This is a genomic window from Propionivibrio sp. (genome assembly GCF_047602565.1).
Taxonomy (GTDB): domain Bacteria; phylum Pseudomonadota; class Gammaproteobacteria; order Burkholderiales; family Rhodocyclaceae; genus Propionivibrio.
Genome location: NZ_JASGGX010000001.1, coordinates 2,484,794 through 2,508,152 on the forward strand (window position 1 = coordinate 2,484,794; position 23,359 = coordinate 2,508,152).

General features: G+C 67.3%; 25 protein-coding genes and 2 pseudogenes. 7 read left to right on the forward strand and 20 right to left on the reverse strand.

The window, feature by feature from the left end; translation table 11 throughout:
- Positions 1-23 precede the first annotated feature (23 nt).
- On the forward strand, positions 24-1,613 hold the full coding sequence (locus tag QM701_RS11570) for a hypothetical protein (RefSeq protein WP_415167208.1): 1,590 nt from the start codon (positions 24-26) through the stop codon (positions 1,611-1,613).
- Here QM701_RS11570 and phoR read toward each other — a convergent pair.
- Both phoR and phoB read right to left on the reverse strand, forming a co-directional pair.
- A complete protein-coding gene (gene phoR, locus QM701_RS11575; protein ID WP_415167209.1) occupies positions 1,610-2,911 on the reverse strand; it encodes a phosphate regulon sensor histidine kinase PhoR in 1,302 nt (433 codons plus the stop codon). The genes QM701_RS11570 and phoR overlap by 4 nt on opposite strands.
- Positions 2,912-2,930: 19 nt before the next feature.
- Positions 2,931-3,623 (reverse strand): phosphate regulon transcriptional regulator PhoB, encoded by a 693-nt coding sequence (phoB, locus tag QM701_RS11580; RefSeq protein ID WP_415167210.1) that lies wholly within the window; start codon positions 3,621-3,623, stop codon positions 2,931-2,933.
- Between the two features lie 183 nt (positions 3,624-3,806).
- Between phoB and QM701_RS11585 the strand changes: the two genes are divergently transcribed.
- From QM701_RS11585 to QM701_RS11600, 4 genes are all read left to right on the forward strand, one after another.
- Positions 3,807-4,238 (forward strand): gamma-butyrobetaine hydroxylase-like domain-containing protein, encoded by a 432-nt coding sequence (locus tag QM701_RS11585; RefSeq protein ID WP_415167211.1) that lies wholly within the window; start codon positions 3,807-3,809, stop codon positions 4,236-4,238.
- Positions 4,239-4,277: 39 nt separating this feature from the next.
- Complete coding sequence (gene ubiE / locus QM701_RS11590; RefSeq protein ID WP_415167212.1) at positions 4,278-5,018, forward strand: bifunctional demethylmenaquinone methyltransferase/2-methoxy-6-polyprenyl-1,4-benzoquinol methylase UbiE; 741 nt, start codon at positions 4,278-4,280, stop codon at positions 5,016-5,018.
- Positions 5,019-5,082: 64 nt separating this feature from the next.
- The gene (locus QM701_RS11595; protein ID WP_415167213.1) at positions 5,083-5,973 is read left to right on the forward strand and encodes a Tim44 domain-containing protein; all 891 of its coding nucleotides are present in this window, start codon (positions 5,083-5,085) and stop codon (positions 5,971-5,973) included.
- A gap of 10 nt (positions 5,974-5,983) precedes the next feature.
- Positions 5,984-6,589, forward strand: a complete 606-nt coding sequence (locus QM701_RS11600) for an SCP2 domain-containing protein (RefSeq protein ID WP_415167214.1) — start codon at positions 5,984-5,986, stop codon at positions 6,587-6,589.
- Positions 6,590-6,666: 77 nt separating this feature from the next.
- On the opposite strand, the gene QM701_RS11605 is transcribed toward QM701_RS11600, so the two are convergent.
- The 5 genes from QM701_RS11605 to QM701_RS11625 all read right to left on the reverse strand — a co-directional run bounded on the left by QM701_RS11605 (position 6,667) and on the right by QM701_RS11625 (position 10,612).
- Positions 6,667-7,404, reverse strand: a complete 738-nt coding sequence (locus QM701_RS11605) for a PhnD/SsuA/transferrin family substrate-binding protein (RefSeq protein ID WP_415167215.1) — start codon at positions 7,402-7,404, stop codon at positions 6,667-6,669.
- 209 nt (positions 7,405-7,613) lie between these two features.
- A complete protein-coding gene (locus tag QM701_RS11610; RefSeq protein ID WP_415167216.1) occupies positions 7,614-7,976 on the reverse strand; it encodes a roadblock/LC7 domain-containing protein in 363 nt (120 codons plus the stop codon).
- Positions 7,977-8,078: 102 nt separating this feature from the next.
- Complete coding sequence (locus QM701_RS11615) at positions 8,079-8,729, reverse strand: hypothetical protein (protein WP_415167217.1); 651 nt, start codon at positions 8,727-8,729, stop codon at positions 8,079-8,081.
- 14 nt (positions 8,730-8,743) lie between these two features.
- Positions 8,744-9,283, reverse strand: coding sequence for a GTP-binding protein (locus QM701_RS11620; protein ID WP_415167218.1), 540 nt, complete (start codon positions 9,281-9,283; stop codon positions 8,744-8,746).
- A gap of 42 nt (positions 9,284-9,325) precedes the next feature.
- Entirely contained in the window at positions 9,326-10,612 is a 1,287-nt protein-coding gene (locus QM701_RS11625; protein WP_415167219.1) for a hypothetical protein, read from the reverse strand.
- Positions 10,613-10,841: 229 nt separating this feature from the next.
- Between QM701_RS11625 and QM701_RS11630 the strand changes: the two genes are divergently transcribed.
- On the forward strand, positions 10,842-11,339 hold the full coding sequence (locus QM701_RS11630) for a hypothetical protein (RefSeq protein ID WP_415167220.1): 498 nt from the start codon (positions 10,842-10,844) through the stop codon (positions 11,337-11,339).
- Between the two features lie 117 nt (positions 11,340-11,456).
- The gene (locus tag QM701_RS11635; RefSeq protein WP_415167221.1) at positions 11,457-11,594 is read left to right on the forward strand and encodes a hypothetical protein; all 138 of its coding nucleotides are present in this window, start codon (positions 11,457-11,459) and stop codon (positions 11,592-11,594) included.
- Positions 11,595-12,028: 434 nt separating this feature from the next.
- Here the strand turns inward: QM701_RS11635 and QM701_RS11640 are convergent, their stop codons facing one another.
- The 13 genes and pseudogenes from QM701_RS11640 to mnmG form a co-directional block, all read right to left on the reverse strand.
- Positions 12,029-12,451 carry a F0F1 ATP synthase subunit epsilon gene (locus QM701_RS11640; RefSeq protein WP_415167222.1) on the reverse strand — a complete coding sequence of 141 codons (423 nt, stop codon included), beginning with the start codon at positions 12,449-12,451 and terminating at the stop codon, positions 12,029-12,031.
- A gap of 14 nt (positions 12,452-12,465) precedes the next feature.
- A pseudogene (atpD, locus tag QM701_RS11645) lies at positions 12,466-13,867 on the reverse strand (F0F1 ATP synthase subunit beta).
- A 34-nt stretch (positions 13,868-13,901) separates the two neighbouring features.
- Complete coding sequence (gene atpG / locus QM701_RS11650; protein ID WP_415167223.1) at positions 13,902-14,768, reverse strand: F0F1 ATP synthase subunit gamma; 867 nt, start codon at positions 14,766-14,768, stop codon at positions 13,902-13,904.
- 19 nt (positions 14,769-14,787) lie between these two features.
- Positions 14,788-16,326, reverse strand: a complete 1,539-nt coding sequence (atpA, locus tag QM701_RS11655; RefSeq protein WP_415167224.1) for a F0F1 ATP synthase subunit alpha — start codon at positions 16,324-16,326, stop codon at positions 14,788-14,790.
- Positions 16,327-16,335: 9 nt separating this feature from the next.
- Complete coding sequence (locus QM701_RS11660; protein ID WP_415167225.1) at positions 16,336-16,872, reverse strand: F0F1 ATP synthase subunit delta; 537 nt, start codon at positions 16,870-16,872, stop codon at positions 16,336-16,338.
- A 5-nt stretch (positions 16,873-16,877) separates the two neighbouring features.
- Positions 16,878-17,348: a F0F1 ATP synthase subunit B gene (locus QM701_RS11665; RefSeq protein WP_415167226.1), complete on the reverse strand. Its 471-nt coding sequence runs from the start codon at positions 17,346-17,348 to the stop codon at positions 16,878-16,880.
- Between the two features lie 48 nt (positions 17,349-17,396).
- Positions 17,397-17,639: a F0F1 ATP synthase subunit C gene (gene atpE / locus QM701_RS11670; protein ID WP_415167227.1), complete on the reverse strand. Its 243-nt coding sequence runs from the start codon at positions 17,637-17,639 to the stop codon at positions 17,397-17,399.
- Positions 17,640-17,702: 63 nt separating this feature from the next.
- Positions 17,703-18,576 (reverse strand): annotated as a pseudogene (gene atpB / locus QM701_RS11675) (F0F1 ATP synthase subunit A).
- Between the two features lie 2 nt (positions 18,577-18,578).
- Positions 18,579-18,923: an ATP synthase subunit I gene (locus tag QM701_RS11680; RefSeq protein ID WP_415167228.1), complete on the reverse strand. Its 345-nt coding sequence runs from the start codon at positions 18,921-18,923 to the stop codon at positions 18,579-18,581.
- 140 nt (positions 18,924-19,063) lie between these two features.
- Positions 19,064-19,912 (reverse strand): ParB/RepB/Spo0J family partition protein, encoded by an 849-nt coding sequence (locus QM701_RS11685; RefSeq protein ID WP_415167229.1) that lies wholly within the window; start codon positions 19,910-19,912, stop codon positions 19,064-19,066.
- A complete protein-coding gene (locus tag QM701_RS11690) occupies positions 19,909-20,709 on the reverse strand; it encodes a ParA family protein (protein ID WP_415167230.1) in 801 nt (266 codons plus the stop codon). Before QM701_RS11690 ends, QM701_RS11685 begins: the two co-directional genes overlap by 4 nt.
- A gap of 33 nt (positions 20,710-20,742) precedes the next feature.
- A complete protein-coding gene (rsmG, locus tag QM701_RS11695; protein ID WP_415167231.1) occupies positions 20,743-21,375 on the reverse strand; it encodes a 16S rRNA (guanine(527)-N(7))-methyltransferase RsmG in 633 nt (210 codons plus the stop codon).
- Positions 21,372-23,267: a tRNA uridine-5-carboxymethylaminomethyl(34) synthesis enzyme MnmG gene (mnmG, locus tag QM701_RS11700; protein ID WP_415167232.1), complete on the reverse strand. Its 1,896-nt coding sequence runs from the start codon at positions 23,265-23,267 to the stop codon at positions 21,372-21,374. The genes rsmG and mnmG overlap by 4 nt, the downstream gene beginning before the upstream one ends.
- Positions 23,268-23,359: the final 92 nt, after the last annotated feature.

Sequence of the window (23,359 nt, forward strand, 5' to 3'; positions counted from 1 at the left end):
CGTCCACTCTCCGTTCCGCCGCCATGAGCGCTTTCTCACCGATGGCCATCAGTTTTCCCGACTTCCAGACCGGCAGCGAGATCATCGCGCGCATTCCGCTCGCCAATCCGCCGGCGGCGTTCCAGGACCTCGACCGGATTCTCGACGGCCTGCTCGCCGCGCCGCCCGATCATGAAACGTATTTCCGGCTGCTCGAACACGTGCGGCTGCCGGTCACCTTCGTCGCCGAGGAACTGGCCAAGCGCTATCTCAACAAGCCCATCCCGCTCGGCGACGCCGAGGACGCCTGGTTCCGCCAGGTGGTGCTGCTCCGCCTGAAGACGGCCAAGGCCTACGCGCACTGCGCCGAAAGAAGCTCGCCGGAATCGCCCCCCGAGCGCTTCGCCACGCTGCTGCACCGCTGCCTCCACTTCACCGGCATGGCCATCCTCGAACATCACCGCGCCCGCCGGGAAGTGCCATGGGGCCTGTGGCTCGACCTGCACGGCTACTACGGCACGGCGGAGGACATACACCTGGCGACCGTGGCCGTGCCGGACGTGCTCGAAGCGCAGGCCTGCAACACGCACTGCGCCGCCGCCTACCTGTCCTTCATCCTGTGCGACATGGCCGGCAGCTACAGCCTGGGGCTGCGCGACCAGGCGCTGGTCCGGCGCTGGGCGGCCGCCTGGTCCGCGCTGGTCGGCCTGCATCCGGTCGCCGTGGGCGAAACGCTGCCGCCGTTCGTGGTCAACCTGATGCAGGACGTGGCCCTGCGCCCGGTCGCCGAATGCCTGCACACCGACCAGATCCGGCGCCTCGACACCTCGCGCCTGGCCTTCCAGATCGGCCACGTGCGGCAGCAGCTGCGGCAGCGCGTACCGCCGTCCCAGCTCGCCCTCGGCAACGACTGCACGCCGCCGCAGTGCGCCCGCCTGCTCGACCACCTGGCGCGCCAGTGGTCGCAGGCGCGCGCCGCGCGCAAGTTCCGCCGCCACGCCACCTCGGGAATCACCCAGGTATGCACCGGCTTCGAGGAGATGCACTACTTCATCTCGGGCCGGGAGTTCCAGCAGCCGGAGAACGTGCGCATCTACTCGCGCGGCGACTTCGAAAGCCTGTTTTCCTTCCGCTTCCAGGAAAACCCGCAGCAGGCGCTGCAGATCCGGCAGGAGCAGATCGAGGCGGCCTACTGCGTGGATACCTGGGAAGTGGTCAACCAGTCGGCCAACGGCTTCCGCCTGATGCGCAGCGTCAGCGGCCGGAAGATGGCGCACGGCCAGCTGCTCGCCCTGCGCCCGCACGACAGCGGGCATTTCCTGCTGGCCCAGGCGACCTGGCTGATGCAGGAAAGCAAGGGCGGCCTGATCGCCGGCATCCGCGCCCTGCCGGGCCTGCCGGTGGCGGTCTGCGCGCGGCCGGTCGATCCGGCCGGCGAGCCGAACGAGCTGTACCGGCGCGCCTTCCTGCTGCCCGCGCTGGCCGACGCCGAACGCTCGCTGGTGCTGCCGGCCGGCTGGTTCCGGCCGGGGCGGGTGGTCGAGGTGTTCACCGACGGGGCCTGGCGCGTCCGCCTGAAGAACGTGCTCGACCTCGGCCCGGACTTCGAGCGCGTCGGCTTCGAGCCCTGCTAGGCCAGCAGCCGGGAGGCGGGGAAGCGGGCGGTGAAGCGGCTGCCCTTGCCGGGCTCGCTCTCGATTTCGAGCGTCGCCTGGTGGCGCGTCAGCACGTGCTTGACGATCGCCAGCCCCAGCCCGGTGCCGCCGGTTTCCCGCGAACGGCTGCGGTCCACGCGGTAGAAGCGTTCGGTCAGGCGCGGCACGTGCTGCGCCGCGATGCCGATGCCGGTGTCGGCCACCGCGAATTCGCCGGCCCCCTGGCGCACGCGCCAGACGAGGTCGATCCGCCCGCCCGGCGGCGTGTAGCGCACGGCGTTGCCGACCAGGTTGCCAAAGGCGCTGCGCAGCTCGCTGGCGCAGCCGGCCAGCGCCGACGGCGTTTCGACCGCCAGCGTGAGCTCGTGCTTGCCGCCGGACAGCGCCCGCGCTTCATCCAGCAGGCTGCGCAGCATCGGCTCGATCTCGATGCGCTCCTCGCCGGCCAGCCCGCCGCCCGACTCCAGGGCCGACAGCGTGAGCAGGTCCTGGATCAGGCGCTGCATGCGCCCGTTCTGTTCGCAGATCAGCGACAGGTAATGCCGGACCTCGGCGTCGCTGTACTCCTCGTAGCCGTCCACCAGCATCTCGGAGAAGCCGGCGACCACCGTCAGCGGCGTCTTGAGTTCATGCGAGACGTTGGCGATGAAGTCGCGGCGCATGGTTTCCAGGCGTTCGATCTGGGTGATGTCGCGCGACACCATCAGGCGGTGGTCGTCGCCGTAGGGAATCACCTGCAGCATCAGCACCAGGCCCTCGACCCGGCCGTCGCGGTAGATCAGCGGCTCGTCGAAGCGGCCGCTTTCCAGGTAGGCGACGAAATCGGGCTGGCGGATCAGGTTGGTCAGCGCCTGCCCGCGGTCGGTCAGCGCCGAGAGCGCGAAATGCACCTCGGCCCGCGCGTTGATCCATTCGATGTGCTGGTTGCGGTCGAAGGCGATCACCCCGTCGGGCAGCGCCTGGAAGGCGCGCATGAAGCGGTCCAGCGTCTCGGAGAGCGAGCGCTGCTGGCCGAGGCGCAGGCGCACCCGCCGGTGCAGGCCGGCGAAGGCGATCTCCCAGATGCCGCGGCCGCGCGGCAGCGGCGCGTCGAGCGGGCCGTCCTGCCAATCCAGCAGCTGCGCCAGGGAAAACAGGTGCCAGGCGAGCAGCAGCGCCAGGCCGCCGCTCAAGGCCACCAGGCTCCACGTCGCGCCGAACGCCGCCCGCACTGGCAGCACCACCAGGCAGACCAGCGCCAGCAGCCACCAGAAGGTGCGTACGCAGAGCGGCCTCATGCGCCGGCGCCGCCCGCGCTCAACCGGGCAGCGCCGAAAAACGGTAGCCGCTGCCGCGCACCGTCTGGATCAGGCGGTCGTGCCCCGTCGTTTCGAGCACCGCGCGCAGGCGCCGGATATGCACGTCAACGGTGCGCTCCTCGACGAACACGTGGTCGCCCCACACCTGGTCGAGCAGCAGGGTGCGGTTGAAGACGCGCTCCGGATGCGTCATGAAGAAGTGCAGCAGGCGGAATTCGGTCGGCCCCAGTTCGAGCTGGCGGCCGTTGCCGCTCACCCGGTGCGTCGCCGGATCGACGCGCAGGCCGTCCACCTCGACGCAGTCCTCGGTCATCTGCGGCGCGCGGCGGCGCAGTACGGCCTTGATCCGCGCCGCCAGTTCGCGCGGCGAAAACGGCTTGGTCAGGTAATCGTCGGCGCCGGCCTCCAGGCCCGCCACCTTGTCCTGCTCCTCCCCGCGCGCGGTGAGCAGGATGATCGGCAGGTCGCGGGTCCGTTCGTCGCCGCGCAGCTTGCGCGCGTACTGGATGCCGCTCATGCCCGGCAGCATCCAGTCGATCAGCGCCATGTCGGGCAGGGTCGCGTTGACCAGCCCGGCCGCCTCCTCGGCGGAAAAGGCGCGCATCACCCGATGCCCGGCGTGCTGCAGGGCGGCGGCAATCAGTTCCTGGATCGCGGGTTCGTCTTCGACGACAAGGATCGTGGCTGGCATTGCATGAACGCTCTCGATGATTTTCACGCTCCCAGTTTATTAAGGACGGGTTACAGTTTGATGACAGGTCCGCCCGTGCGCAAGCGCCGCCGGACGAGGCGCGGCGCTGCGGAGCGCCGGAAACCGGCGCCGCCTTTTGAGCTATGATAGCTTCCCTTTCCCACGAACCCAGCGAGCCCGACCATGGCTGGATTGCGCCCCGAAACCCCGATCCCCGTCGAGATCAAGCTGCACAGCAAATCGCGGCTGCTCGAAATCACCTTCGACAACGGCGACCGCTTCGAGCTGAGCTACGAGTTCCTGCGCGTGTTCTCGCCCTCCGCCGAGGTGCGCGGGCACGGCATCGGGCAGGAAAAACTGCAGATCGGCAAGCGCGACGTGGACATCCTGCGCCTTGAGCCGGTCGGCAATTACGCGATCCGCCCGGTGTTTTCCGACGGCCACGAAAGCGGGCTGTACTCGTGGGACGTCCTGCACGGACTCGGCGCGCATCGCGACGAACTGTGGCAGGCCTATCTCGACCGGCTCGCCGCCGCCGGCGGCAGCCGCGATCCGGCCGAGTGCCCCGAACTTCCCCCGGCGCCCGCGCCGAAGTGCGGCCCCGGCGCGCGCTGACGCGCCGCCCGCGAACCATCGCTCAGCGAGGCACTAAACATGGACACGCAAAACCAGACCCATTTCGGTTTCGAACAGGTCGCCGAAACCGACAAAGCCCGGCGCGTCGCCGGCGTCTTCGACTCGGTCGCCCAACGCTACGATCTGATGAACGACCTCATGTCCGGCGGCCTGCACCGGCTCTGGAAGGCCTTCACCATCGACCGCAGCGGCGTGCGCGAGGGCTCGCGCGTGCTCGACGTGGCGGGCGGCACCGGCGACCTGTCGCGGGCCTTCGCCCGCCGCGCCGGCAAGAGCGGGGAAGTCTGGCTGACCGACATCAACAACGCCATGCTGACCCACGGGCGCGACCGCCTGACGGACCGGGGCGTCCTGCTGCCGGCGGCGCAGTGCGACGCCGAAAAGCTACCTTTCCCCAGCGACTATTTCGACTGCGTGTCGGTCGCCTTCGGCCTGCGCAACATGACCCACAAGGACCGCGCCCTGGCCGAGATGTACCGCGTGCTGCGCCCCGGCGGCCGGCTGCTGGTGCTGGAGTTCTCGCACGTCTGGAAGCCGCTCGCGCCGCTCTACGACTTCTACTCCTTCAAGGTCATTCCGCGCTTCGGCGAACTCGTCACCCGGGACGAAGCCAGCTACCGCTACCTCGCCGAATCGATCCGCGTGCATCCCGACCAGGAAACGCTGCGCGCCATGATGGAACAGGCCGGCTTCGAGAAGGTCGAGTATTTCAATCTGGCGCTGGGCGTCGTGGCCCTGCACCGGGGATTCAAATTCTGAGAAACGGTCTTGAAAAAGGCGCCGGGCGCTGCCATTTTCGAGACGGTTTCCATAGGAGTGAACGATGAAACGATTGACGACCGTCCTGTTTTCCGTATTCGTCGCCTGCCTGGCCGTCGGCCTGAGCGCCGGCGAGGCGGAGGCCAAGCGGCTCGGCGGCGGCGGTTCGTTCGGGATGCAGCGCCAGTCGGTGGCGCCCCGTCCCGCGCCCGTGCCGTACCGGCAAGCCGCGCCGGCCGCGCCCGCGCCGGCCACCCCGGCCCCCGCGCCGGCCACGCCCAAGCGCAGCTGGCTCGGGCCGCTGGCGGGACTGGCCGCCGGCCTCGGCCTCGGCGCCCTGTTCTCGCATTTCGGCCTGGGCGAAGGGCTCGGCAACCTGCTGGTGTTCGCCGCGCTGGCCATGGCCGCGGTATTCGTGCTCAGACTGCTGACGCGGCGCGGCCCGCCCGCCGAGGCGCCGCCGATGCGCTACGCCGGCGCCGAGGGCGCCGTGCGGCCGCCGCCCATGGCGCCGCCGGACGTGTCGCCCGCGTCGCCCGCCGGCGGCGGCGCACCGGCGTGGCCCCATGCCGCGTCCCCGGCGCTCCCCGCCGGCTTCGACGCAGATGCCTTCCTGCGCGTGGCCAAGCTCAATTTCGTCCGCCTCCAGGCGGCCAACGACGCCGGCAATCTCGACGACATCCGCGAATTCGTCACGCCCGAGGTCTTCGCCGAGATCAAGCTGCAGCTGGACGAACGCGGCAACGCCCGGCAAAGGACGGACGTCGTCACGCTCAACGCCGAGCTGCTGGAAGTCGCCACCGAAGGCGGCCGGCACATCGCCAGCGTGCGCTTCAACGGCCTGATCCGCGAGACTGAGGACGGGCCGGCGCAGGCCTTCGACGAGATATGGAACCTGAGCAAGCCGGTCGACGATTCGCGCGGCTGGGCGGTCGCCGGCATCCAGCAGGCCTGAGTCCGCCGCCATGCTTTCCGGCGTGCTTCCCGGCATCTTTCCCGCCGCGCTGAATCACCTGCTCGCCGGGGAAGACTGGGCGCTGGCGCGCCTGCAACCTTTCGCCGGACAGACCGTGCGCCTCGAAGCGCCGCCCCTGGCGCTCGAACTGACGATCACCGAGGACGGCGGCTTCGCGGCGGCGGCGCGCGACGCCACCGCCGCCGTGACCCTCACCCTGCCGGCCGACGCCCCGCTCCGCCTGCTCGGCAGCCGCATGGACGCGGCGGCGCTGATGGCCCTGGCGCACATCCGCGGCCCGGCCGATCTGGCCGACAGCCTCGGCTTCGTGCTGCGCAACCTGCATTGGGACGTGGAGAGCGATCTGGCCGCGTTCGTCGGCGACATCGCCGCGCACCGGCTGACCCGCCTCGGCCGGCGCTGCGTCAACTGGCAGCGGGAACTGGCGCGCAACGTGGCGGAAAACGCGGCGGAGTACCTCGTCGAGGAGCGCCCGACGCTCGTCGGCCGGCGCGACGCCGACCGCTTCTCGCACGATGTCGGCGCGGCAGCCGCCCGGCTGGCGCAGCTCGAACGGCGCATCGACGCACTCGAAGCGGCACGGCGCCGGCAGTAACGGAACGCGGGCGAAGAAAATAAAACTTGGAAGAAAGGGGTCGCCCGGCGGCGACCCCACGCATGTGCTGTGGCGCTTTACGGCACCAGCTGACGCAGTTTATCCAGTGCATGCGAGTCGATCGCCTCCAGCCCCTGGAAACCCAGTTCGTCGAGAATGCTCTTGCCCGCCGGATCGTCGGTCATCCCGCACAGCACGGCCTGCACGGCGGCCGCCTTGTCCTGCCATTCCGGCCCAACCATGAAGCAGTGAAACGCCGCTCCCCCGGTGGTTTCCTTCACCACCTTGAGGCCGCCGCGCGTGGTGGCGTTCAGGCCGTTCCAGGTCTCGTTGAAGACGAAGGCCATCTGCGCGCTGCAGTTGATCAGCGCCTTGACGGCATTCATGTGATTGCCGCAGAAATCGAACTCCGTGTCGCCGGCGGACAGGCCCAGCGAGTCGAGCAGCGTCAGGCCCAGGTGATGGATGATGATCTGGTCGCTAGCGCTGGCGATCTTGACCGGCCGCGCGAGCTGTGCCGGATCGGTCTCGGTCAGGCAGACGAGTAGCGCCTCGTCGTTCAGCCCGGCCGGCCGCGCCACGGGAATGTAGCCCTGGCTGGCGAAGCGGCAGGCGCTGAACGGGTTGGCATAGACGACATGGTGCGGCGAGGCGAGCACGGCCTCGCGTTCGGCGAGGATGCTGTCCTTCGGCTCGAAACGGAGGCGCACGTCGAGCTTGCGCTGCAGGTAGGTGTTGAACGTGAACCAGCTGACCTGGTTCTTGGCCGTGTCGTGCGGACAGACACTGAGATAATTGAGCGTTTCGTTGGTCATGGCTTGGCCCTTCTTTGCGGGTTGGAAAACATGGATCGGAAAACGGGGCGGCACGCCCCCCGGCGGCGAGCCATCGGGCCGTCATGGCGGCCCGATGGCGGATCGCGCCAAGGAAACACCGATTTATTCGTCGCCCCGGCGAAAGCCGGGGTCCAGTGCGTTGGCTTCCTGGATTCCGGCGTTCGCCGGAATGACGAATCAGCGCCTCCCTAAAGGACCTGCTTGATGGACGCCGAAGCGCGCTTCACGTCGAGCAGGATCAATCCCAGCCGCGCCTGCGGCTTGGCGATGACGGAGAGGACGGCTTCGCTGCCGGCGCTGGTCATCAGCACGTAGCCGTTCTCGCCCTTGACCAGCACCTGGTCCAGTTCGCCCCGCGCCAGTTCCTTGGCGATGCGGCTGCCCAGCGAGAGCATCGCCGCGCTCATCGCGCCGACGCGGTCTTCGTCCAGCCCCGCGGGCAGCAGGGACGCCATGATCAGGCCATCGGTGGAGATGACCGCGGAGGCTTCGATGTCGGCCGAACTGCCGTTGAGTTCGCTGAGGATGGAAGTGAAGATGTCTTGACGCATGCTGATTCTCCTTTTGAGTTATATGACAGGGTTGCTCGGACACTGCTCTTGCGGGATGCATCGCGCACTCGTCATAAATAAATGCGCGGGGTTGGAAAATTGTCAGCTCTGCTGGCTGTACCGCCAGCTCAGAGACCACACCAGATCGCGGAATGCCCGCTGGTTGAGGTAGGGCACGCCGCCGACGATGAGGTTGAATTCGGTCCGCCCAATGTTCAGCGACCAGAAGCCGAGCTGGCTGCCGCCGTCTGCGAAGAGCAGCCCCCAGGCGTTCGAACGCAGCCCGAGGTTGTTGTTGATCAGGTAGCCGTGGCGGGCATGCAGCGCGGCGAGGTCCGCGCCCAGGGCGGAGAGTTCCTCGGCGGTTTCGTGGGTGAAGCCGGTGTTGGCGATGTACAGGCCCTGGCGATCCGTCAGGAGCGCGCAGCCGGTGCTGGACAGCTGCCTGAGCAGCGGCGGCAGCACTTTTTCCAGCGCGCCGGAAGGCGCCTGCGGCGGCCGCGGCAGCGTCTCGATGAATTCCGCCTGCTGCAGGGTGTAGAGCAGCCCCAGGAGTTCTTCGGGCTCCGCTTGCAGCGCCCGCGCCCAGGCGGCGACGAGCGTCTCGTCGAGCCTGGCGAGGCGTTCCTTTTCCATCAGCATGAAGAGCAGGCGTTGCACGCGCTCCGGCTGCGTGGTGCAGGCGGCGTGATAAACGCCCGACGGCGTCGGCATCAGGCATTCGCCGGGTCGTAGGTCGAGGCGGTAGGACATGGCCGCGGCGCTGGTCAGCCGGCGAGCTGGGGATCGAGCTGGTAGAGCAGCGCCTGCACCAGCATCATGGTGCTTTCGCGGACGCGGGCGTCGGCCTCGAAAACCGGGCTGCCGGCAAACCCGACGCCCGCCAGTTCCTGCCGGTAGGCGGACAGGTCGGGCAGCGGATGCGCATCCGTGCGCGTGACGCCGACGACCAGCGCCGTGCGGGCGATGAACTCGCGGAAGGATTTGACGAAGAAGTGCAGATCGTTGAAGGGCGCGGGACGGCTGTTGTCGATCAGCAAGATCAGCCCGAGGCTGCCTTCGCGCAGGATTTCCCACATGAAGTCGAAGCGTTCCTGGCCGGGCGTGCCGTAAACGTGCAGGCGTCCGCCATCGGGCAGCGCGATGCAGCCGTAGTCCAGCGCGACGGTGGTGGTGTTCTTGCGCAGCTTCGTCATGTCGGAGGCGGAGGCCTCCGTCGTCAGCAGCTCCCCATGGCAGAGCGACGCCACGGCCGTCGTCTTGCCGACGCCTACGGGTCCCGCGAAGATGAGTTTGTATTGGTCCATGCTTTCCTCTGGATGACGGGTGGTGGTATGGGCATGCGCCGGTCAGTGGCGGACGGCTCCGACGAATTGCATGAGCTTGCGCAGGAAGCCGCGCTGTTCGTCGCCGGGCGGCCGGACGTCGGGCGCCCGGGCGGGCAGGGATGCGTTGGACGCGGACGAGCGGACCGGGGAGACGTCGAGCAGATCGAGCATGTCGCACAGCACGTAGAAGGCGACGACATGTCGCTGCAATATCCCGGTGCGTTCCGCCGCTTCGGCCAGCGAGCAGGGGCGTTGCGTCCACAGCGCCGCGAGCCGCATGGCGCCGTACGTTCGCGGCAGATGCGGCAGGTTGGGCCAGTGGCGCAGCCGGATCGGCGCGAAGGGATCGACGTCCCGGGGCAGATGGCCGCGCGAGCACCACAGGCCGATCTGCGCCAGGATGAATTCGGCGCGATCGCTGCGCGCCTCCTTCGGCGCATCGCCGGGGCCGCCGCCCGCCGCGCTCCGGTTTTGCGGCGGCTCGGGCAGCAGGCGCAACTGCGGCGCGGCATGCAGCGGTTCGAGGCAGAGCGCGCGCAGCGCGTGTTCGTCGAGGCTGCCGGACCAGCGGTTGCGCTTGAAGTCCAGGATCAGGACGCGGCCCGCGATATTGACTTCGAGGATGGCCGCCTTGTCCGGAAGCTTCCGCACGGCCGTGCGTAGGTGCTGGCTGAGGAAATTCTCCGGGTTGAAATACAGCTTGTTCAGCTGGGCCTGATCATGGAAGTCGATGTTGCGGAAATAACCGCCCCGGTTTTCCAGCTTGCCGAGGTCGGCTTCGATCTGTTCCGCCGCATGCGTGACATTGCCTTTCGGTTCATCCTCTCGCGCCGGGACATGGGACTTCGCCCTGCCTGCGGCCGAGGCGGCGTTTCCGCCCTCTTTTTTCGGGACGAGGACGGGCGCCGGCGGCATGGCCTGTTCGGCGGCCGGGCGGGGGACGGTCTGCAACTGGTCCGCGAGATTCCACAGCGTCTGCATGAACGCCTGCGACGACAGGGAACTGGGCAGGTAGCAGGCGTCGGGGAAGGTGTCCCCTCTGCGCATGCCGACGATCACGGTCGGCCGAGGACGCTGGGCATGCAGGCGCTGCAGCGTGGCGACCGAATCGGGCAGGTCGCCGTTGACCAGCAGGATGTCGGCCTGATCCGGCGGCTTGAACCCGAACGAAACGCCGGGCCTGCGGTAGCAGCCCAGCACTTTCTCCAGCATCGAATGCGTGCGCTGCGTGAAGCCAATCGCTCCGAGCGCAAGATGCCGTTCCTGGTGTACGGAGGGGTCTTGCATGCTGGCGGCGTGCGTATTCATCTCGCGTTCTCCCCGGCGACGATGTCTAACCAGCGTTGTGTCTTGTCCTTTCTTTTTTTCCAGAGCCGATACCACCACGCATGGGAACGCGCCGGCCCGTCTTCCAGCCGGCGATATAGACGCGCCAGCTCGCGTGCTCCCTCTTCCCATTGATCATCGTGGGTTTCCAGCAGCCACTGCTCGAGCAGGGCGCAGGCTTCGGCGAGTTGGCCGCTGTGGATAAAATTACATGCAATCCGCCTGGCTGGCTGGCTGGCTGGCTGGCTGGCTGGCTGGCTGGCTGGCTGGCTGGCTGGCTGGCTGGCTGGCTGGCTGGCTGGCTGGCTGGCTGGCTGGCTGGCTGGCTGGCTGGCTGGCTGGCTGGCTGGCTGGCTGGCTGGCTGGCTGGCTGGCTGGCTGGCTGGCTGGCTGGCTGGCTGGCTGGCTGGCTGGCTGGCTGGCTGGCTGGCTGGCTGGCTGGCTGGCTGGCTGGCTGGCTGGCTGGCTGGCTGGCTGGCTGGCTGGCTGGCTGGCTGGCTGGCTGGCTGGCTGGCTGGCTGGCTGGCTGGCTGGCTGGCTGGCTGGCTGGCTGGCTGGCTGGCTGGCTGGCTGGCTGGCTGGCTGGCTGGCTGGCTGGCTGGCTGGCTGGCTGGCTGGCTGGCTGGCTGGCTGGCTGGCTGGCTGGCTGGCCAACGGTCCTTCGTACGGATTCGATGAAGTTGCTGCGGCCTTGCCGGCCGAGGGTTAACCGCGAGCGTCCGGGCAGCGGGGTGCGGGAATCGATTTCCCTGCCGCGCTTGAGCGTCTCCTGCCAGCATTCGGGAATATGCGGCCTGGCGTACTCCAGCATCCGTTCGCGCAAGGCTTGTCCCTGTGTTCCCAGCACGATGAAGAGGTCGGCGAGCGCTTCGGCCAGCGTTTCGGATGCATCGAGCGCGGCGGCGAGGCGTATGCGCTGCACGTGCAGGCGAAGATTCTTTTCCTGCCGGGTGACGGCGTATGAGTAGCGGGTGAGCAGGGCGGGCGATCTGCGGTTTTCCGGGAAGTCGAGACCGTTGGGCTGCGGCGCGACGAATGCAGGATCGATGAATATTCCAATAGAATTTACTGCCGATCCGCCCATTCTTACAGAATTTTTCATATGGCGCCCCCCTGACCACCGGATGAATCCGTTTCCGCCATGCGGTTATGAATTATGAAATATGACAGTATCGGGGCTTATGAGCAGCCCGGCCATCGGAGTTCTCCTAATTTGAAGGAATAAAGACATGGCACTACGATGGGATATTTCGCCCCCCCATGAGGAATGGCTCTGGCGGCATTTCCGGAGAAAGCGCGGCAGATCATCGGGAATCCATGACGAGGCACGGTATTCCTGAAGGATAAAAAAAGCCGGCGAGGCCGCCGGCTTTTATCACATACGGAACAGTACGGGCGTCAGCGCGTTTTCCGGTTTTTCCTGGCCGTGTGCAGCTGGGCGATCGACTGGGCCAGTTCGGCTTCGGCACTGGCGTAGCCGACGTCCACCGTGCGGTTGCGCTGCGCTTCCTCGGCCCGCTGCCTGGCCTTGATCGCCTCGGCCTCGTCGAGGTCCTTGGCCCGGATCGCCGTATCGGCCAGCAGGGTGATCAGCGTTGGCTGGACTTCGAGAAGCCCGCCGGAGACGTAAACCAGTTCGAACTCGTCGCGGTCCGGCATCTTCAGGCGCACGGCGCCCGGCCGGACGCGGGTGAGCAGCGGCGCGTGGCGCGGGAAGATGCCCAGTTCCCCCGCCTCGCCGGGGAACACGGCGAACTCGGCCTCGCCGGAGAAGATCTGCTCTTCGGCGCTGACCACGTCGACATGAACTCTGAGTGGCATGTTCTTCCCTTCGCCTAGAGGGTCTTGGCCTTCTCGAGCGCTTCCTCGATGCCGCCGACCATGTAGAAGGCCTGCTCGGGGATGCTGTCGCATTCGCCGTCGACGATCATCTTGAAGCCCTTGATGGTGTCCTTGAGCGGCACGTACTTGCCCGGCGCGTTGGTGAACACTTCGGCGACGTGGAAGGGCTGCGACAGGAAGCGCTGGATCTTGCGCGCGCGGTAAACGACCAGCTTGTCTTCCGGCGACAGCTCGTCCATGCCCAGGATGGCGATGATGTCGCGCAGTTCCTTGTAGCGCTGCAGGGTCATCTGCACCGCGCGCGCGACCTTGTAGTGTTCGTCGCCGATGACCTGCGGGTCGAGCTGGCGCGAGGTCGAGTCGAGCGGGTCGACGGCCGGGTAGATGCCGAGCGCCGCGATGTCGCGCGAGAGCACGACGGTGGAGTCGAGGTGCAGGAAGGTGGTCGCCGGCGACGGGTCGGTGAGGTCGTCGGCCGGAACGTAGAACGGCCTGGATCGAGGTGATCGAGCCGACCTTGGTCGAGGTGATGCGTTCCTGCAGGCGGCCCATTTCCTCGGCCAGCGTCGGCTGGTAGCCGACCGCGGAGGGCATGCGCCCGAGCAGCGCGGAGACTTCGGTGCCGGCCAGGGTGTAGCGGTAGATGTTGTCGACGAAGAACAGGATGTCGCGGCCATCGTCGCGGAAGCGCTCGGCCATGGTCAGGCCGGTCAGCGCCACGCGCAGGCGGTTGCCGGGCGGCTCGTTCATCTGGCCGAAGACCATCGCCACCTTGTCGAGCACGTTCGACTCCTTCATCTCGTGGTAGAAGTCGTTGCCTTCGCGGGTGCGCTCGCCGACGCCGGCGAACACCGACAGGCCGGAGTGCTGCTTGGCGATGTTGTTGATCAGCTCCATCATGTTGACCGTCTTGCCGACGCCGGCGCCGCCGAACAGGCCGACCTTGCCGCCCTTGGCGAACGGGCAGACCAGATCGATCACCTTGATGCCGGTTTCGAGCAGGTCGACCGAGGGGGAGAGTTCGTCGAACTTGGGAGCCGGCTGGTGGATCGAGCGGCGTTCGTCGGTGGCGATCGGGCCGGCCTCGTCGATCGGCCGGCCGAGCACGTTCATGATCCGGCCGACCGTGGCGTCGCCCACCGGCACGGAGATCGGCGCGCCAGTGCCGTTCACCTTCATGCCGCGGCGCAGGCCGTCCGAGGAGCCCATGGTGATCGTCCGGACCACGCCGTCGCCGAGCTGCTGCTGCACCTCGAACATCAGGTTCGCCTCGCAGCCGCCGTGCTCTTCGGATTCGTCGAGCTGCAGCGCATCGTAGACCCGGGGCATGGCGTCGCGCGGAAACTGGATATCCACCACGGCGCCGATGCACTGAACAATGTTTCCTTGACTCATCTCGTATCCTCAATCGATAGACTGGTTCGCGTAATCAGACGGCCGCGGCGCCGCTGACGATTTCCGTGAGCTCGGTGGTGATCGCCGCCTGGCGCGCCTTGTTGTACGCCAGGCGCAGCTCGCCGATCACGCTCTTGGCGTTGTCCGAGGCCGATTTCATGGCCACCATGCGCGCGCTCTGCTCGGAGGCCATGTTCTCGGCGACCGCCTGGTACAGCATGGCTTCCAGGTAGCGCAGCAGCAGATCGTCGATCACCGTCTTGGTGCTCGGCTCGTAGATGTAGTCCCAGCGGTTGCTGGTGCTGGCGCCGACCAGATCGCCGGAGAGCGGCAGCAGCTGCTCGATCACCGGCTCCTGCCGCATGGTATTGATGAAGCGCGTGTAGGCGAGATACACGACGTCGATGTCGCCGTTCATGTAAGCGTCGATCTGCACCTTGGCCGGGCCGATCAGCCTTTCCAGGTGCGGGCTGTCGCCGAGGCCGGTGACGTGCGAAATGACCTCGGCGCCGGCGCGCAGCATGAAGCCGAGCCCCTTGGTACCGATGGCGGTCACCTTCAGCCGCTGGCCCTGCGCGTCCCATTCCTTCATGTGGCCGAGGGCCAGCCGCAGGACGTTGGTGTTCAGGCCGCCGCACAGTCCCTTGTCCGAGGTGACGACGATCAGGCCGACGCCGTCGATCCGCTCGCGCTGTTCCAGAAAGGGGTGGCTGTACTCGGTCAGCGCGTGCGACAGGTTACCGGCCACGCGCCGGATCTTCTCGCTGTACGGGCGGGCCGCGCGCATCCGGTCCTGCGCCTTGCGCATCTTGGAGGCGGCGACCATCTCCATCGCCTTGGTGATCTTGCGCGTGCTCTCGACGCTCTTGATCTTGTTGCGAATCTCCTTGCCGCTTGCCATGGCAGTCCTCTCCCGGCGATCAGGCCAACGTCGCCTTGAACGCCTCGATCGCCTTGGAAAGCGCCTGCTCGGAATCCGCGTCAAGTTCCTTGGTGGCCTCGATCTTGTCGACGAGGTCGGCGTGCTTGTCCTTGATGAAGGCCTGCATCTGGCGTTCGACGTCGAGCGCCTTCTTCACCTCGATGCCGTCGAAATAGCCCTTGTTGACCGCCAGCAGGGTGATCGACATTTCGGCCACCGACATCGGCGAGTACTGCGGCTGCTTCATCAGTTCGGTCACCAGACGGCCGCGGTCGAGCTGCTTGCGGGTGGCTTCGTCGAGGTCGGAGGCGAACTGCGCGAAGGCCGCCAGCTCGCGGTACTGGGCCAGCGCGAGGCGCACGCCGCCGCCGAGCTTCTTGATGATCTTGGTCTGCGCCGCGCCGCCGACGCGCGAGACCGAGATGCCGGCGTCGATGGCCGGACGCACGCCGGAGTTGAACAGGTCGGTGTCGAGGAAGATCTGCCCGTCGGTGATCGAGATGACGTTGGTCGGTACGAAGGCCGAGACGTCGCCGGCCTGCGTCTCGATGATCGGCAGCGCGGTCAGCGAGCCGGTCTTGCCCTTGACCTCGCCGTTGGTGAAGCGCTCGACGTATTCCTCGTTGACGCGGGCGGCGCGTTCGAGCAGGCGGGAGTGCAGGTAGAACACGTCGCCCGGGTAGGCTTCGCGCCCCGGCGGACGGCGCAGCAGCAGCGACACCTGGCGGTACGCCCAGGCCTGCTTGGTCAGGTCGTCGTAGATGATCAGGGCGTCCTGGCCGCGGTCGCGGAAATACTCGCCCATCGTGCACCCGGCGTAGGGCGCGATGTACTGCAGCGCGGCGGACTCGGCCGCCGTGGCCGCGACGACGATGGTGTAGTCCATGGCGCCGTGCTCTTCGAGCTTGCGCACGACGTTGGCCACGGTCGAGGCCTTCTGGCCGATCGCCACGTAGATGCAGACGAGATCCTTGCCCTTCTGGTTGATGATGGTGTCCACCGCCACCGCGGTCTTGCCGGTCTGGCGGTCGCCGATGATCAATTCGCGCTGGCCGCGGCCGATCGGCACCATCGAGTCGATCGACTTCAGGCCCGTCTGCACCGGTTGGGAAACCGACTTGCGCCAGATCACGCCCGGCGCCACCTTCTCGATCTTGTCGGCCAGCTTGGCGTCAACCGGCCCCTTGCCGTCGATCGGCTGGCCCAGCGAATTGACCACGCGGCCGAGCAGTTCCGGACCGATCGGGACTTCCAGGATGCGCCCGGTCGTCCTGACCGTGTCGCCCTCGCTGATGTGTTCGTACTCGCCGAGCACCACCGCGCCGACGGAATCGCGTTCGAGGTTGAGCGCCATGCCGTAGGAGCCGCCCGGGAATTCGAGCATCTCGCCCTGCATCACGTCCGCCAGCCCGTGCACGCGGCAGATTCCGTCGGTCAGGGACACCACCGTGCCCTGCGTGCGGGTCTCGGCGCCGATGTCCAGACTCTGAATCTTGTTCTTGATCAGTTCGCTGATCTCGGAAGGATTCAACTGCATCAATTTCTCCTAGTTCTTGAGCGCCGCGGCCATGGCGTCGAGCTTGCCGCGCACGGAGGCATCGAAGATCCGGTCGCCGACCGCCACCCGCACGCCGCCGATCAGGGCGGGGTCGATCTCCACCCGCCCCTGCAGGCGGCCGCCGAAATGCGCTTCGAGTTGTTTCAGCAACTCGGCCAGCTGGGCCTCGTCGATCGGGAAGGCGCTGGCGATCAGGGCCTCCTGGACCCCGTCGTCCTCGCTTTTGAGGGTTTCGAAAATCGTGCTGATCTCCGCCAGCACGTCGAAGCGCCCGTTCTCGGCGAGCAGCGCGATGAAGGAAGCCAGTTCGCGGTTCTCCGGCTCACCCGACAGCGCCATGAACAGATCGGCGATCTGCCCGGCGGAGAATTTCGGGTTGCCGACGACGTTCCCCATCTCGGGGTCGGCGGCGATCGCCGCGAGGCGGCGCAGGCGGTCGGACCATGCGGCCAGCGACCGGCCCTCCTTGGCCAGGCGGAATATTGCCTGCGCGTAAGGTCGGGCAATGGTGACTGATTCGGCCATGAGGGTTACAGATCCAGCTTGATCGCCGCCAGCAGGTCGGCATGCGCCTTGGCGTCCACCTCGCGCCGCAGGATTTTCTCGGCGCCGGCCACCGCCAGATCGGCGACGCGCTCGCGCAGCGATTCGCGCATGCGCGCTTCCTCCTGCTCGATCTCCGCCTTGGCCGCGGCCACCACCTTTTCGGCCTCGATGCGCGCGTCGGCCTTGGCCTGCTCGATGATCCGCTCGGCGCGCCGTTCGGCCTGGACGATCACTTCGGTCGCCTTCTCCTTGCCTTCGCGCATCGTTTCCGCGGCATGCTTGGCCGCCAGGGCCATGCTCTGCCGCCCGCGCTCGGCCTCCGCCAGACCTTCGGAAATCTTGGCGGCCCGTTCGTCGAGCGCCTTCACGATCGGCGGCCAGACGAACTTCATGGTGAACAGCGCCAGGATGATGAACACAGAAATCTGTGCCAGTAGCGTTGCGTTCAGATACACGTCGGATACCTCTTCCGTGGAATGGACGGGATCGTCCTCAGACGGCGATTACTTGAGGAAGGTCGAGATGGCGAACCACACGGAAATCCCGGTGCCGATGATGAACGCCGCGTCGATCAGGCCGGCGAGGATGAACATCTTGACCTGCAGTTCGTTCATCAGCTCGGGCTGGCGGGCCGAGGCCTCGAGGTATTTGCCGCCCATCAGGCTGATTCCGATGCAGGCGCCGAGCGCGCCCAGGCTGATGATCATGCCGCACGCGATGGCAACGCTTCCGAATTCGATTTCCATGAATCTACTCCTCTGAGTTTATTTACAAACAAAAGCAACGAGCGAAAAGACGACTACCGTCGGCTAGTGGCTCTCGTGAGCCTGGCCGATGTACACCAGCGTCAGCATCATGAAGATGAAAGCCTGCAGCACCACGATCAGGATATGGAACAGCGCCCACAGCGTTCCCAGGATCAGATGGCCGAGCCAGAGCAGCGAACCGCCGACCAGCGGCAGCGAGGGAAAGGCCATGCCCATCAGGGCGATCAGCAGGAACAGCAGCTCCCCGGCGTACATGTTGCCGAACAGCCGCATGCCGTGGGAGACGGTCTTGGCCGCGAACTCGATGATCTGCATCACGAAGTTCGGGATGTAGAGCAGCGGATGGTTGCCGAACGGCGCGGTGATCAGTTCGTGCGCCCAGCCGCCGAGGCCCTTGATCTTGATGTTATAGAAGATGCACAGCAGCAGCACGCCGATCGACAGGCCGAGCGTGCCGTTGAGGTCCGCCGTCGGCACCACGCGCAGGTAGGCGTGCGGATCGCCTGAGGCCTTCTGCCAGAGTAGCGGCAGCAGGTCGAACGGGCAGGAAGTCCATCGCGTTCATCAGGAAGACCCAGATGAACACGGTCAGTGCCAGCGGCGCGACGAAGCGGCGCGACCGTTCGTTGTGCACGATCGCCTTGGCTTGGTTGCCGACCATCTCGATCAGGATTTCCAGCGCGGCCTGCCCCCGGCCGGGCACGCCGGAGGTCGCCTTGCGGGCGGCCAGCCACATGGCGAACAGGCCCGCCGCGCCGAGCGCGATGGAAAAGAAGAGGGTGTCGTAGTTGATGATCGAGAAGTTGACCATCGTGTTTTGCGGATGTCCGGATGAATTCAGGTTCGCCAGATGGTGAAGGACATACTCGCCGGCATTCGGCGCGCTCGCGGCAGCTTCATGACCTGTTGTCGACATGTTCAGTTCTTTTTCCAGAAACCCCAAAAAAACAATGCCTGCGTGGCGAGCACCAGACCGATCAGCAGAGAAGGCACGTGCAGATCGTCGTACTCCTGCGCGATCACGAACAGCAAACCGACAATGAACGCCAGCTTGAAAATCTCGCCGAGCAGGAAACTGGCGAGAAAACCGGCTCCCGGGCGGACGGCGGCGAATTTCAGGTACAGCGCCAGAAACAGATTGGGGAAAAGGCACACGCCTCCTCCCAACGCAGCGGAAATGCCTCCCGGGGAGCCGGCCATCAATCCGCCCACGGCCGATGCCATTGCCACTGCCGCTGTCTGCAACAGAATCACCCTGAACATTTTGGTCTAAGTGATGCTCCGAGGAATTCCCGCGACCCGGCGTGAAACGGCATAATCATTGCACGGCAGCCCTCCCTAACGCAACCATCGGAAATCCCCAATGGATCGCACGCGAACGGCGGGACAGGAATGGGAAGCACTCAGCGGAAGCGCTGCAGAATGCCGTCCAGCTGATCCAGGTCGCCGAACTGGATCTGTATCCTGCCCGCTCCTTTCTTGTTGGCCCGTATCTCGACGCGCGCGCCCAGGATGTCCGAAAGCTCCTCCTGCAGGCGCAGCACGTCGCGGTCGGGCGCTTTGACCTCGGCCGCCTTCGGAAGTTTCAGCGAATTCTGCGCCAGCCGCTCGGCTTCGCGCACCGACAATCCCTTCTGCACCACGCGCTGGGCGAGCTGGATCTGCAGGGCGCCGGCCAGGGGCAGCAGCGCGCGGGCGTGGCCCATGTCGAGTTCGCCGGACATCAGCAGTTCCTGCACCGGCGGGGCGAGTTGCAGCAGGCGCAGCAGGTTCGAAGCCGCCGGGCGGGAGCGGCCGACCGCGTCCGCCGCCTGCTGGTGAGTCATGGAGAATTCGTCGATCAGGCGCTGCAGACCCTGCGCCTCCTCCAGCGGGTTGAGGTTCTCGCGCTGGATGTTCTCGATCAGCGCCATGGCCAGCGCCGACTCGTCGGGAATCTCGCGGATCAGGGTCGGGACCTCGGTCATCCCGGCCATCTGCGCGGCGCGCCAGCGGCGTTCGCCGGCAACGATCTCGTAGCGTTCCTCGCCGGCCGCGCTGCCGAGCGGCCGCACCAGGATCGGCTGCATCAGGCCCTGGGCGCGGATCGACGCGGCCAGTTCCGCCAGCGATTCCTGATCCATGCGCGTGCGCGGCTGGTACTTGCCGGGCTGCAGGCTGCCCACCGGCAGCGTGCGCTGCTGCTCCCTGCCCGGCGCCTCGTTGCCGGCGAGCAGGGCGTCGAGGCCGCGGCCGAGTCCCTTCATTTTCATGCCTGTGCTCCTTGTTCGGCGGCGGGCTGCGCGGCGCCGTCGCGGCGGTCGAGCAGTTCCTGCGCCAGCGCGCCGTAGGCCTGCGCGCCCCTGGACAGGCGGTCGAAGGCGATCACCGGCTTGCCGTAGGACGGTGCTTCGGCCAGGCGCACGTTGCGCGGGATGATGGTGCGATAGACCTTGTCGCCGAAGTGCCCGACGAGTTCGCCGGAAACCTGCTGCGTCAGCGTCGAGCGCGGATCGAACATGGTGCGCAGCAGGCCTTCGATCTCCAGCCGGGGATTGAGCTTGGCGCGCACCTTCTTGAGCGTGGCCACGAGGTCGGTCAGGCCCTCCAGCGCGTAGTACTCGCACTGCATCGGGATCATCACGGCGTGCGCGGCGGCCAGTCCGTTGACCGTCAGCATGTTGAGCGCCGGCGGGCAGTCCATCAGGACGAAGTCGTAATCGGCGAGGACCGGCGCCAGCGCGTCGCGCAGGCGGAATTCGCGTCCGTCCATTTCGATCAGTTCGACTTCCGCGCCGGCCAGGTCGCGGTTGGCGGGCAGGATGTCGAAGCCGAACTCGGTGTGGAGGCGCGCCTTGGCGAGCGTGGAACGCCCGATCAGGATCTGGTAGACCGTCGGCAGCGCCTCGCGCTTGACCACGCCGCAGCCGGTGGTGGCGTTACCCTGCGGGTCGAGGTCGACCATCAGCACGCGCTGGCCGAGCGCGGCCAGGCACGCCGAGAGGTTGACGGCGGTGGTCGTCTTGCCGACGCCGCCTTTCTGGTTGGTCACTGCCAGTATTCTCGCCACCTTGTTGTTCTCCTGACATTCTCCCTGAACCGCTCAATCCGCCGCGACGCGGCGCATCACGACCAGGTGCCGCTCCCCGTCGATCCCGGGCACGCGCAGCGGATGCACCGCCTCGACGCGCACATCGCCGGGCAGGCGGGTGATTTCGCCGTCCGGCCGGACGCCCTTCATGGCCAGCCAGACGCCGTCGGCGGCCAGCAGATGCCGCGACAGCGCGGCGAAATCGGCCAGTTCGGCGAAGGCGCGGGACACGATCACGGCAAAGCCATCCGCCGGATGATACTGTTCGACGCGCCCGCCGTGAACGGCGACGTTCGGCAGTTCCAGTTCGATGGCCGCCTGCCGCAGGAACGCTGCCTTCTTGGAATTGCTGTCGAGCAGCGTCACGGCGAGGTCCGGCCGGGCGATGGCCAGCGGAATCCCCGGCGTGCCGCCGCCGCTGCCGACGTCGAGCAGCCGGCCGCCGGGAACGCAGGGCAGGATCGACAGCGAATCGAGCAGATGGTGGCTGACGGCCTGGTCCTCTTCCTTCAGCGCGGTCAGGCTGTAGGTGCGGTTCCATTTGTAGAGCAGCGCGAGGTAGGCGAGCAGCTTTTCGCGCGGCGCCGGCGGCACGTCCACGCCCATGGCCGCCAGCCCGCGCGCGAGTTCTTCCGCCAGATTCATGCGTTGCCGCGCGGCGCCGCGAGCGCGGCGCGCTTGAGGTGGACCAGCAGGATCGAGATCGCCGCCGGCGTCATGCCCTGGATGCGCGAGGCCTGGCCGATGGTCTGCGGCCGGTGCCGGATCAGCTTCTGGCGGATCTCGGCCGACAGGCCGCCGATGCGCATGTAGTCGATATCGTCCGGCAGCCGCGTGTCCTCGTGGGCCTGGTTGCGCGCCACTTCCTCGGCCTGCCGCTCGATGTAGCCGTGGTACTTGGCCTGGATCTCGACCTGCTCGACGACGAGCGGATCGGCCAGGCCTGCGCCGCCGATGCTCAGGGACATCAGGCCGGCGTAGCTCACGTCCGGCCGGCGCAGCAGGTCGAACAGCGTGTATTCGTGCTCGATCGGCTTGCCGAGCACCGCCGTCAGCGCAGCCATGTCCACCCGCTCCGGGTGCACCCAGGTGGACTTCAGGCGCTCCTGCTCGCGGGCGATCGCCTCGCGCTTCTCGCAGAACGCGGCCCAGCGCGCCTCGCCGACCAGCCCGAGCCGGCGGCCGGTCTCGGTCAGGCGCATGTCGGCGTTGTCCTCGCGCAGGGACAGCCGGTATTCGGCGCGGCTGGTGAACATCCGGTACGGTTCGGACACGCCGCGCGTGATCAGGTCGTCGACCAGCACGCCGAGATAGGCTTCGTCGCGGCGCGGCGACCACGCTTCCTTGCCCTGCGCCTGCAGCGCGGCGTTGGCGCCGGCCAGCAGGCCCTGCGCGGCGGCCTCCTCGTAGCCGGTGGTGCCGTTGATCTGCCCGGCGAAGAACAGGCCCTTGACGGCCTTGGTCTCCAGCGACGCGGAGAGCCCGGTCGGATCGAAATAGTCGTACTCGATGGCGTAGCCCGGCCGCAGGATGTGGCAGTTCTCCAGCCCCTTCATCGAGCGCACCAGCGCCAGCTGCACGTCGAACGGCAGGCTGGTCGAGATGCCGTTCGGATAGATTTCGTGCGTCCCCAGCCCCTCGGGTTCGAGGAAGATGTTGTGGCTGCTCTTGCCGGCGAAGCGGTGGATCTTGTCCTCGATCGACGGGCAGTAACGCGGCCCGACGCCTTCGATGACGCCGGTGTACATCGGCGAGCGGTCGAGCCCGCCGCGGATGATCTCGTGCGTGCGTTCGTTGGTGCTGGTCACCCAGCACGGCATCTGGCGCGGGTGCTGCGCCGCCCGGCCGAGGAAGGAGAACACCGGCAGCGGATCGTCGGAGTGCTGCTCCGGCAGCGCCGAGAAATCGATCGTCCGGCCGTCGAGGCGCGGCGGCGTGCCGGTCTTCAGCCGGCCCGCCGGCAGGTGCAGTTCGCGCAGGCGCGTGGCCAGCGACACCGACGGCAGGTCGCCCATGCGCCCGCCGACCGACTGCGACAGGCCGACGTGGATGCGCCCGTCGAGGAAGGTGCCGGCGGTCAGCACCACCGCGCGCGCCGAGAAGCGGATGCCGTGCTGCGTGACCGCGCCCGCGACGCGCTCGCCTTCGACGATCAGGTCGTCGCAGGCCTGCGCGAACAGCCACAGGTTCGGCTGGTTCTCCAGCCGCGAACGGATCGCCTGCTTGTACAGCACGCGGTCGGCCTGCGCGCGCGTGGCGCGCACCGCCGGCCCCTTGCTGGCGTTGAGGATGCGGAACTGGATGCCGGCCTCGTCGGTGGCCGCCGCCATGGCGCCGTCGAGCGCGTCTACCTCCTTGACCAGATGCCCCTTGCCGATGCCGCCGATCGACGGGTTGCAGCTCATCGCCCCGAGCGTGTCGAGGTTGTGCGTGAGCAGCAGCGTCCGGGCGCCCATGCGCGCGCTGGCCAGCGCCGCCTCGGTCCCGGCGTGGCCGCCGCCGACCACGATCACGTCGAAGGAATCGGGATACTGCATGGCAATGGAAGGGTTCGGAAGGTACTGGGGAATTGCCGCGAAAGGGTCTGGATTCTACGCCAATTCGCTGAAAAATAACAGGTTTCAGGCCG

Excerpts from the sequence above, each read along its gene's own strand:
- mnmG (WP_415167232.1), bottom strand. The coding sequence starts at position 23,267 with ATGCAGTATCCCGATTCCTTCGACGTGATCGTGGTCGGCGGCGGCCAC.
- QM701_RS11630 (WP_415167220.1), top strand. The coding sequence starts at position 10,842 with ATGCAATCCGCCTGGCTGGCTGGCTGGCTGGCTGGCTGGCTGGCTGGC.
- QM701_RS11600 (WP_415167214.1), top strand. The coding sequence starts at position 5,984 with ATGCTTTCCGGCGTGCTTCCCGGCATCTTTCCCGCCGCGCTGAATCAC.
- QM701_RS11595 (WP_415167213.1), top strand. The coding sequence starts at position 5,083 with ATGAAACGATTGACGACCGTCCTGTTTTCCGTATTCGTCGCCTGCCTG.
- QM701_RS11625 (WP_415167219.1), bottom strand. The coding sequence starts at position 10,612 with ATGAATACGCACGCCGCCAGCATGCAAGACCCCTCCGTACACCAGGAA.
- atpA (WP_415167224.1), bottom strand. The coding sequence starts at position 16,326 with ATGCAGTTGAATCCTTCCGAGATCAGCGAACTGATCAAGAACAAGATT.
- QM701_RS11660 (WP_415167225.1), bottom strand. The coding sequence starts at position 16,872 with ATGGCCGAATCAGTCACCATTGCCCGACCTTACGCGCAGGCAATATTC.
- phoR (WP_415167209.1), bottom strand. The coding sequence starts at position 2,911 with ATGAGGCCGCTCTGCGTACGCACCTTCTGGTGGCTGCTGGCGCTGGTC.
- QM701_RS11680 (WP_415167228.1), bottom strand. The coding sequence starts at position 18,923 with ATGTTCAGGGTGATTCTGTTGCAGACAGCGGCAGTGGCAATGGCATCG.
- phoB (WP_415167210.1), bottom strand. The coding sequence starts at position 3,623 with ATGCCAGCCACGATCCTTGTCGTCGAAGACGAACCCGCGATCCAGGAA.
- ubiE (WP_415167212.1), top strand. The coding sequence starts at position 4,278 with ATGGACACGCAAAACCAGACCCATTTCGGTTTCGAACAGGTCGCCGAA.
- atpG (WP_415167223.1), bottom strand. The coding sequence starts at position 14,768 with ATGGCAAGCGGCAAGGAGATTCGCAACAAGATCAAGAGCGTCGAGAGC.
- QM701_RS11605 (WP_415167215.1), bottom strand. The coding sequence starts at position 7,404 with ATGACCAACGAAACGCTCAATTATCTCAGTGTCTGTCCGCACGACACG.
- QM701_RS11615 (WP_415167217.1), bottom strand. The coding sequence starts at position 8,729 with ATGTCCTACCGCCTCGACCTACGACCCGGCGAATGCCTGATGCCGACG.
- QM701_RS11585 (WP_415167211.1), top strand. The coding sequence starts at position 3,807 with ATGGCTGGATTGCGCCCCGAAACCCCGATCCCCGTCGAGATCAAGCTG.
- QM701_RS11685 (WP_415167229.1), bottom strand. The coding sequence starts at position 19,912 with ATGAAAATGAAGGGACTCGGCCGCGGCCTCGACGCCCTGCTCGCCGGC.
- QM701_RS11620 (WP_415167218.1), bottom strand. The coding sequence starts at position 9,283 with ATGGACCAATACAAACTCATCTTCGCGGGACCCGTAGGCGTCGGCAAG.
- QM701_RS11610 (WP_415167216.1), bottom strand. The coding sequence starts at position 7,976 with ATGCGTCAAGACATCTTCACTTCCATCCTCAGCGAACTCAACGGCAGT.
- rsmG (WP_415167231.1), bottom strand. The coding sequence starts at position 21,375 with ATGAATCTGGCGGAAGAACTCGCGCGCGGGCTGGCGGCCATGGGCGTG.
- QM701_RS11640 (WP_415167222.1), bottom strand. The coding sequence starts at position 12,451 with ATGCCACTCAGAGTTCATGTCGACGTGGTCAGCGCCGAAGAGCAGATC.
- QM701_RS11570 (WP_415167208.1), top strand. The coding sequence starts at position 24 with ATGAGCGCTTTCTCACCGATGGCCATCAGTTTTCCCGACTTCCAGACC.
- atpE (WP_415167227.1), bottom strand. The coding sequence starts at position 17,639 with ATGGAAATCGAATTCGGAAGCGTTGCCATCGCGTGCGGCATGATCATC.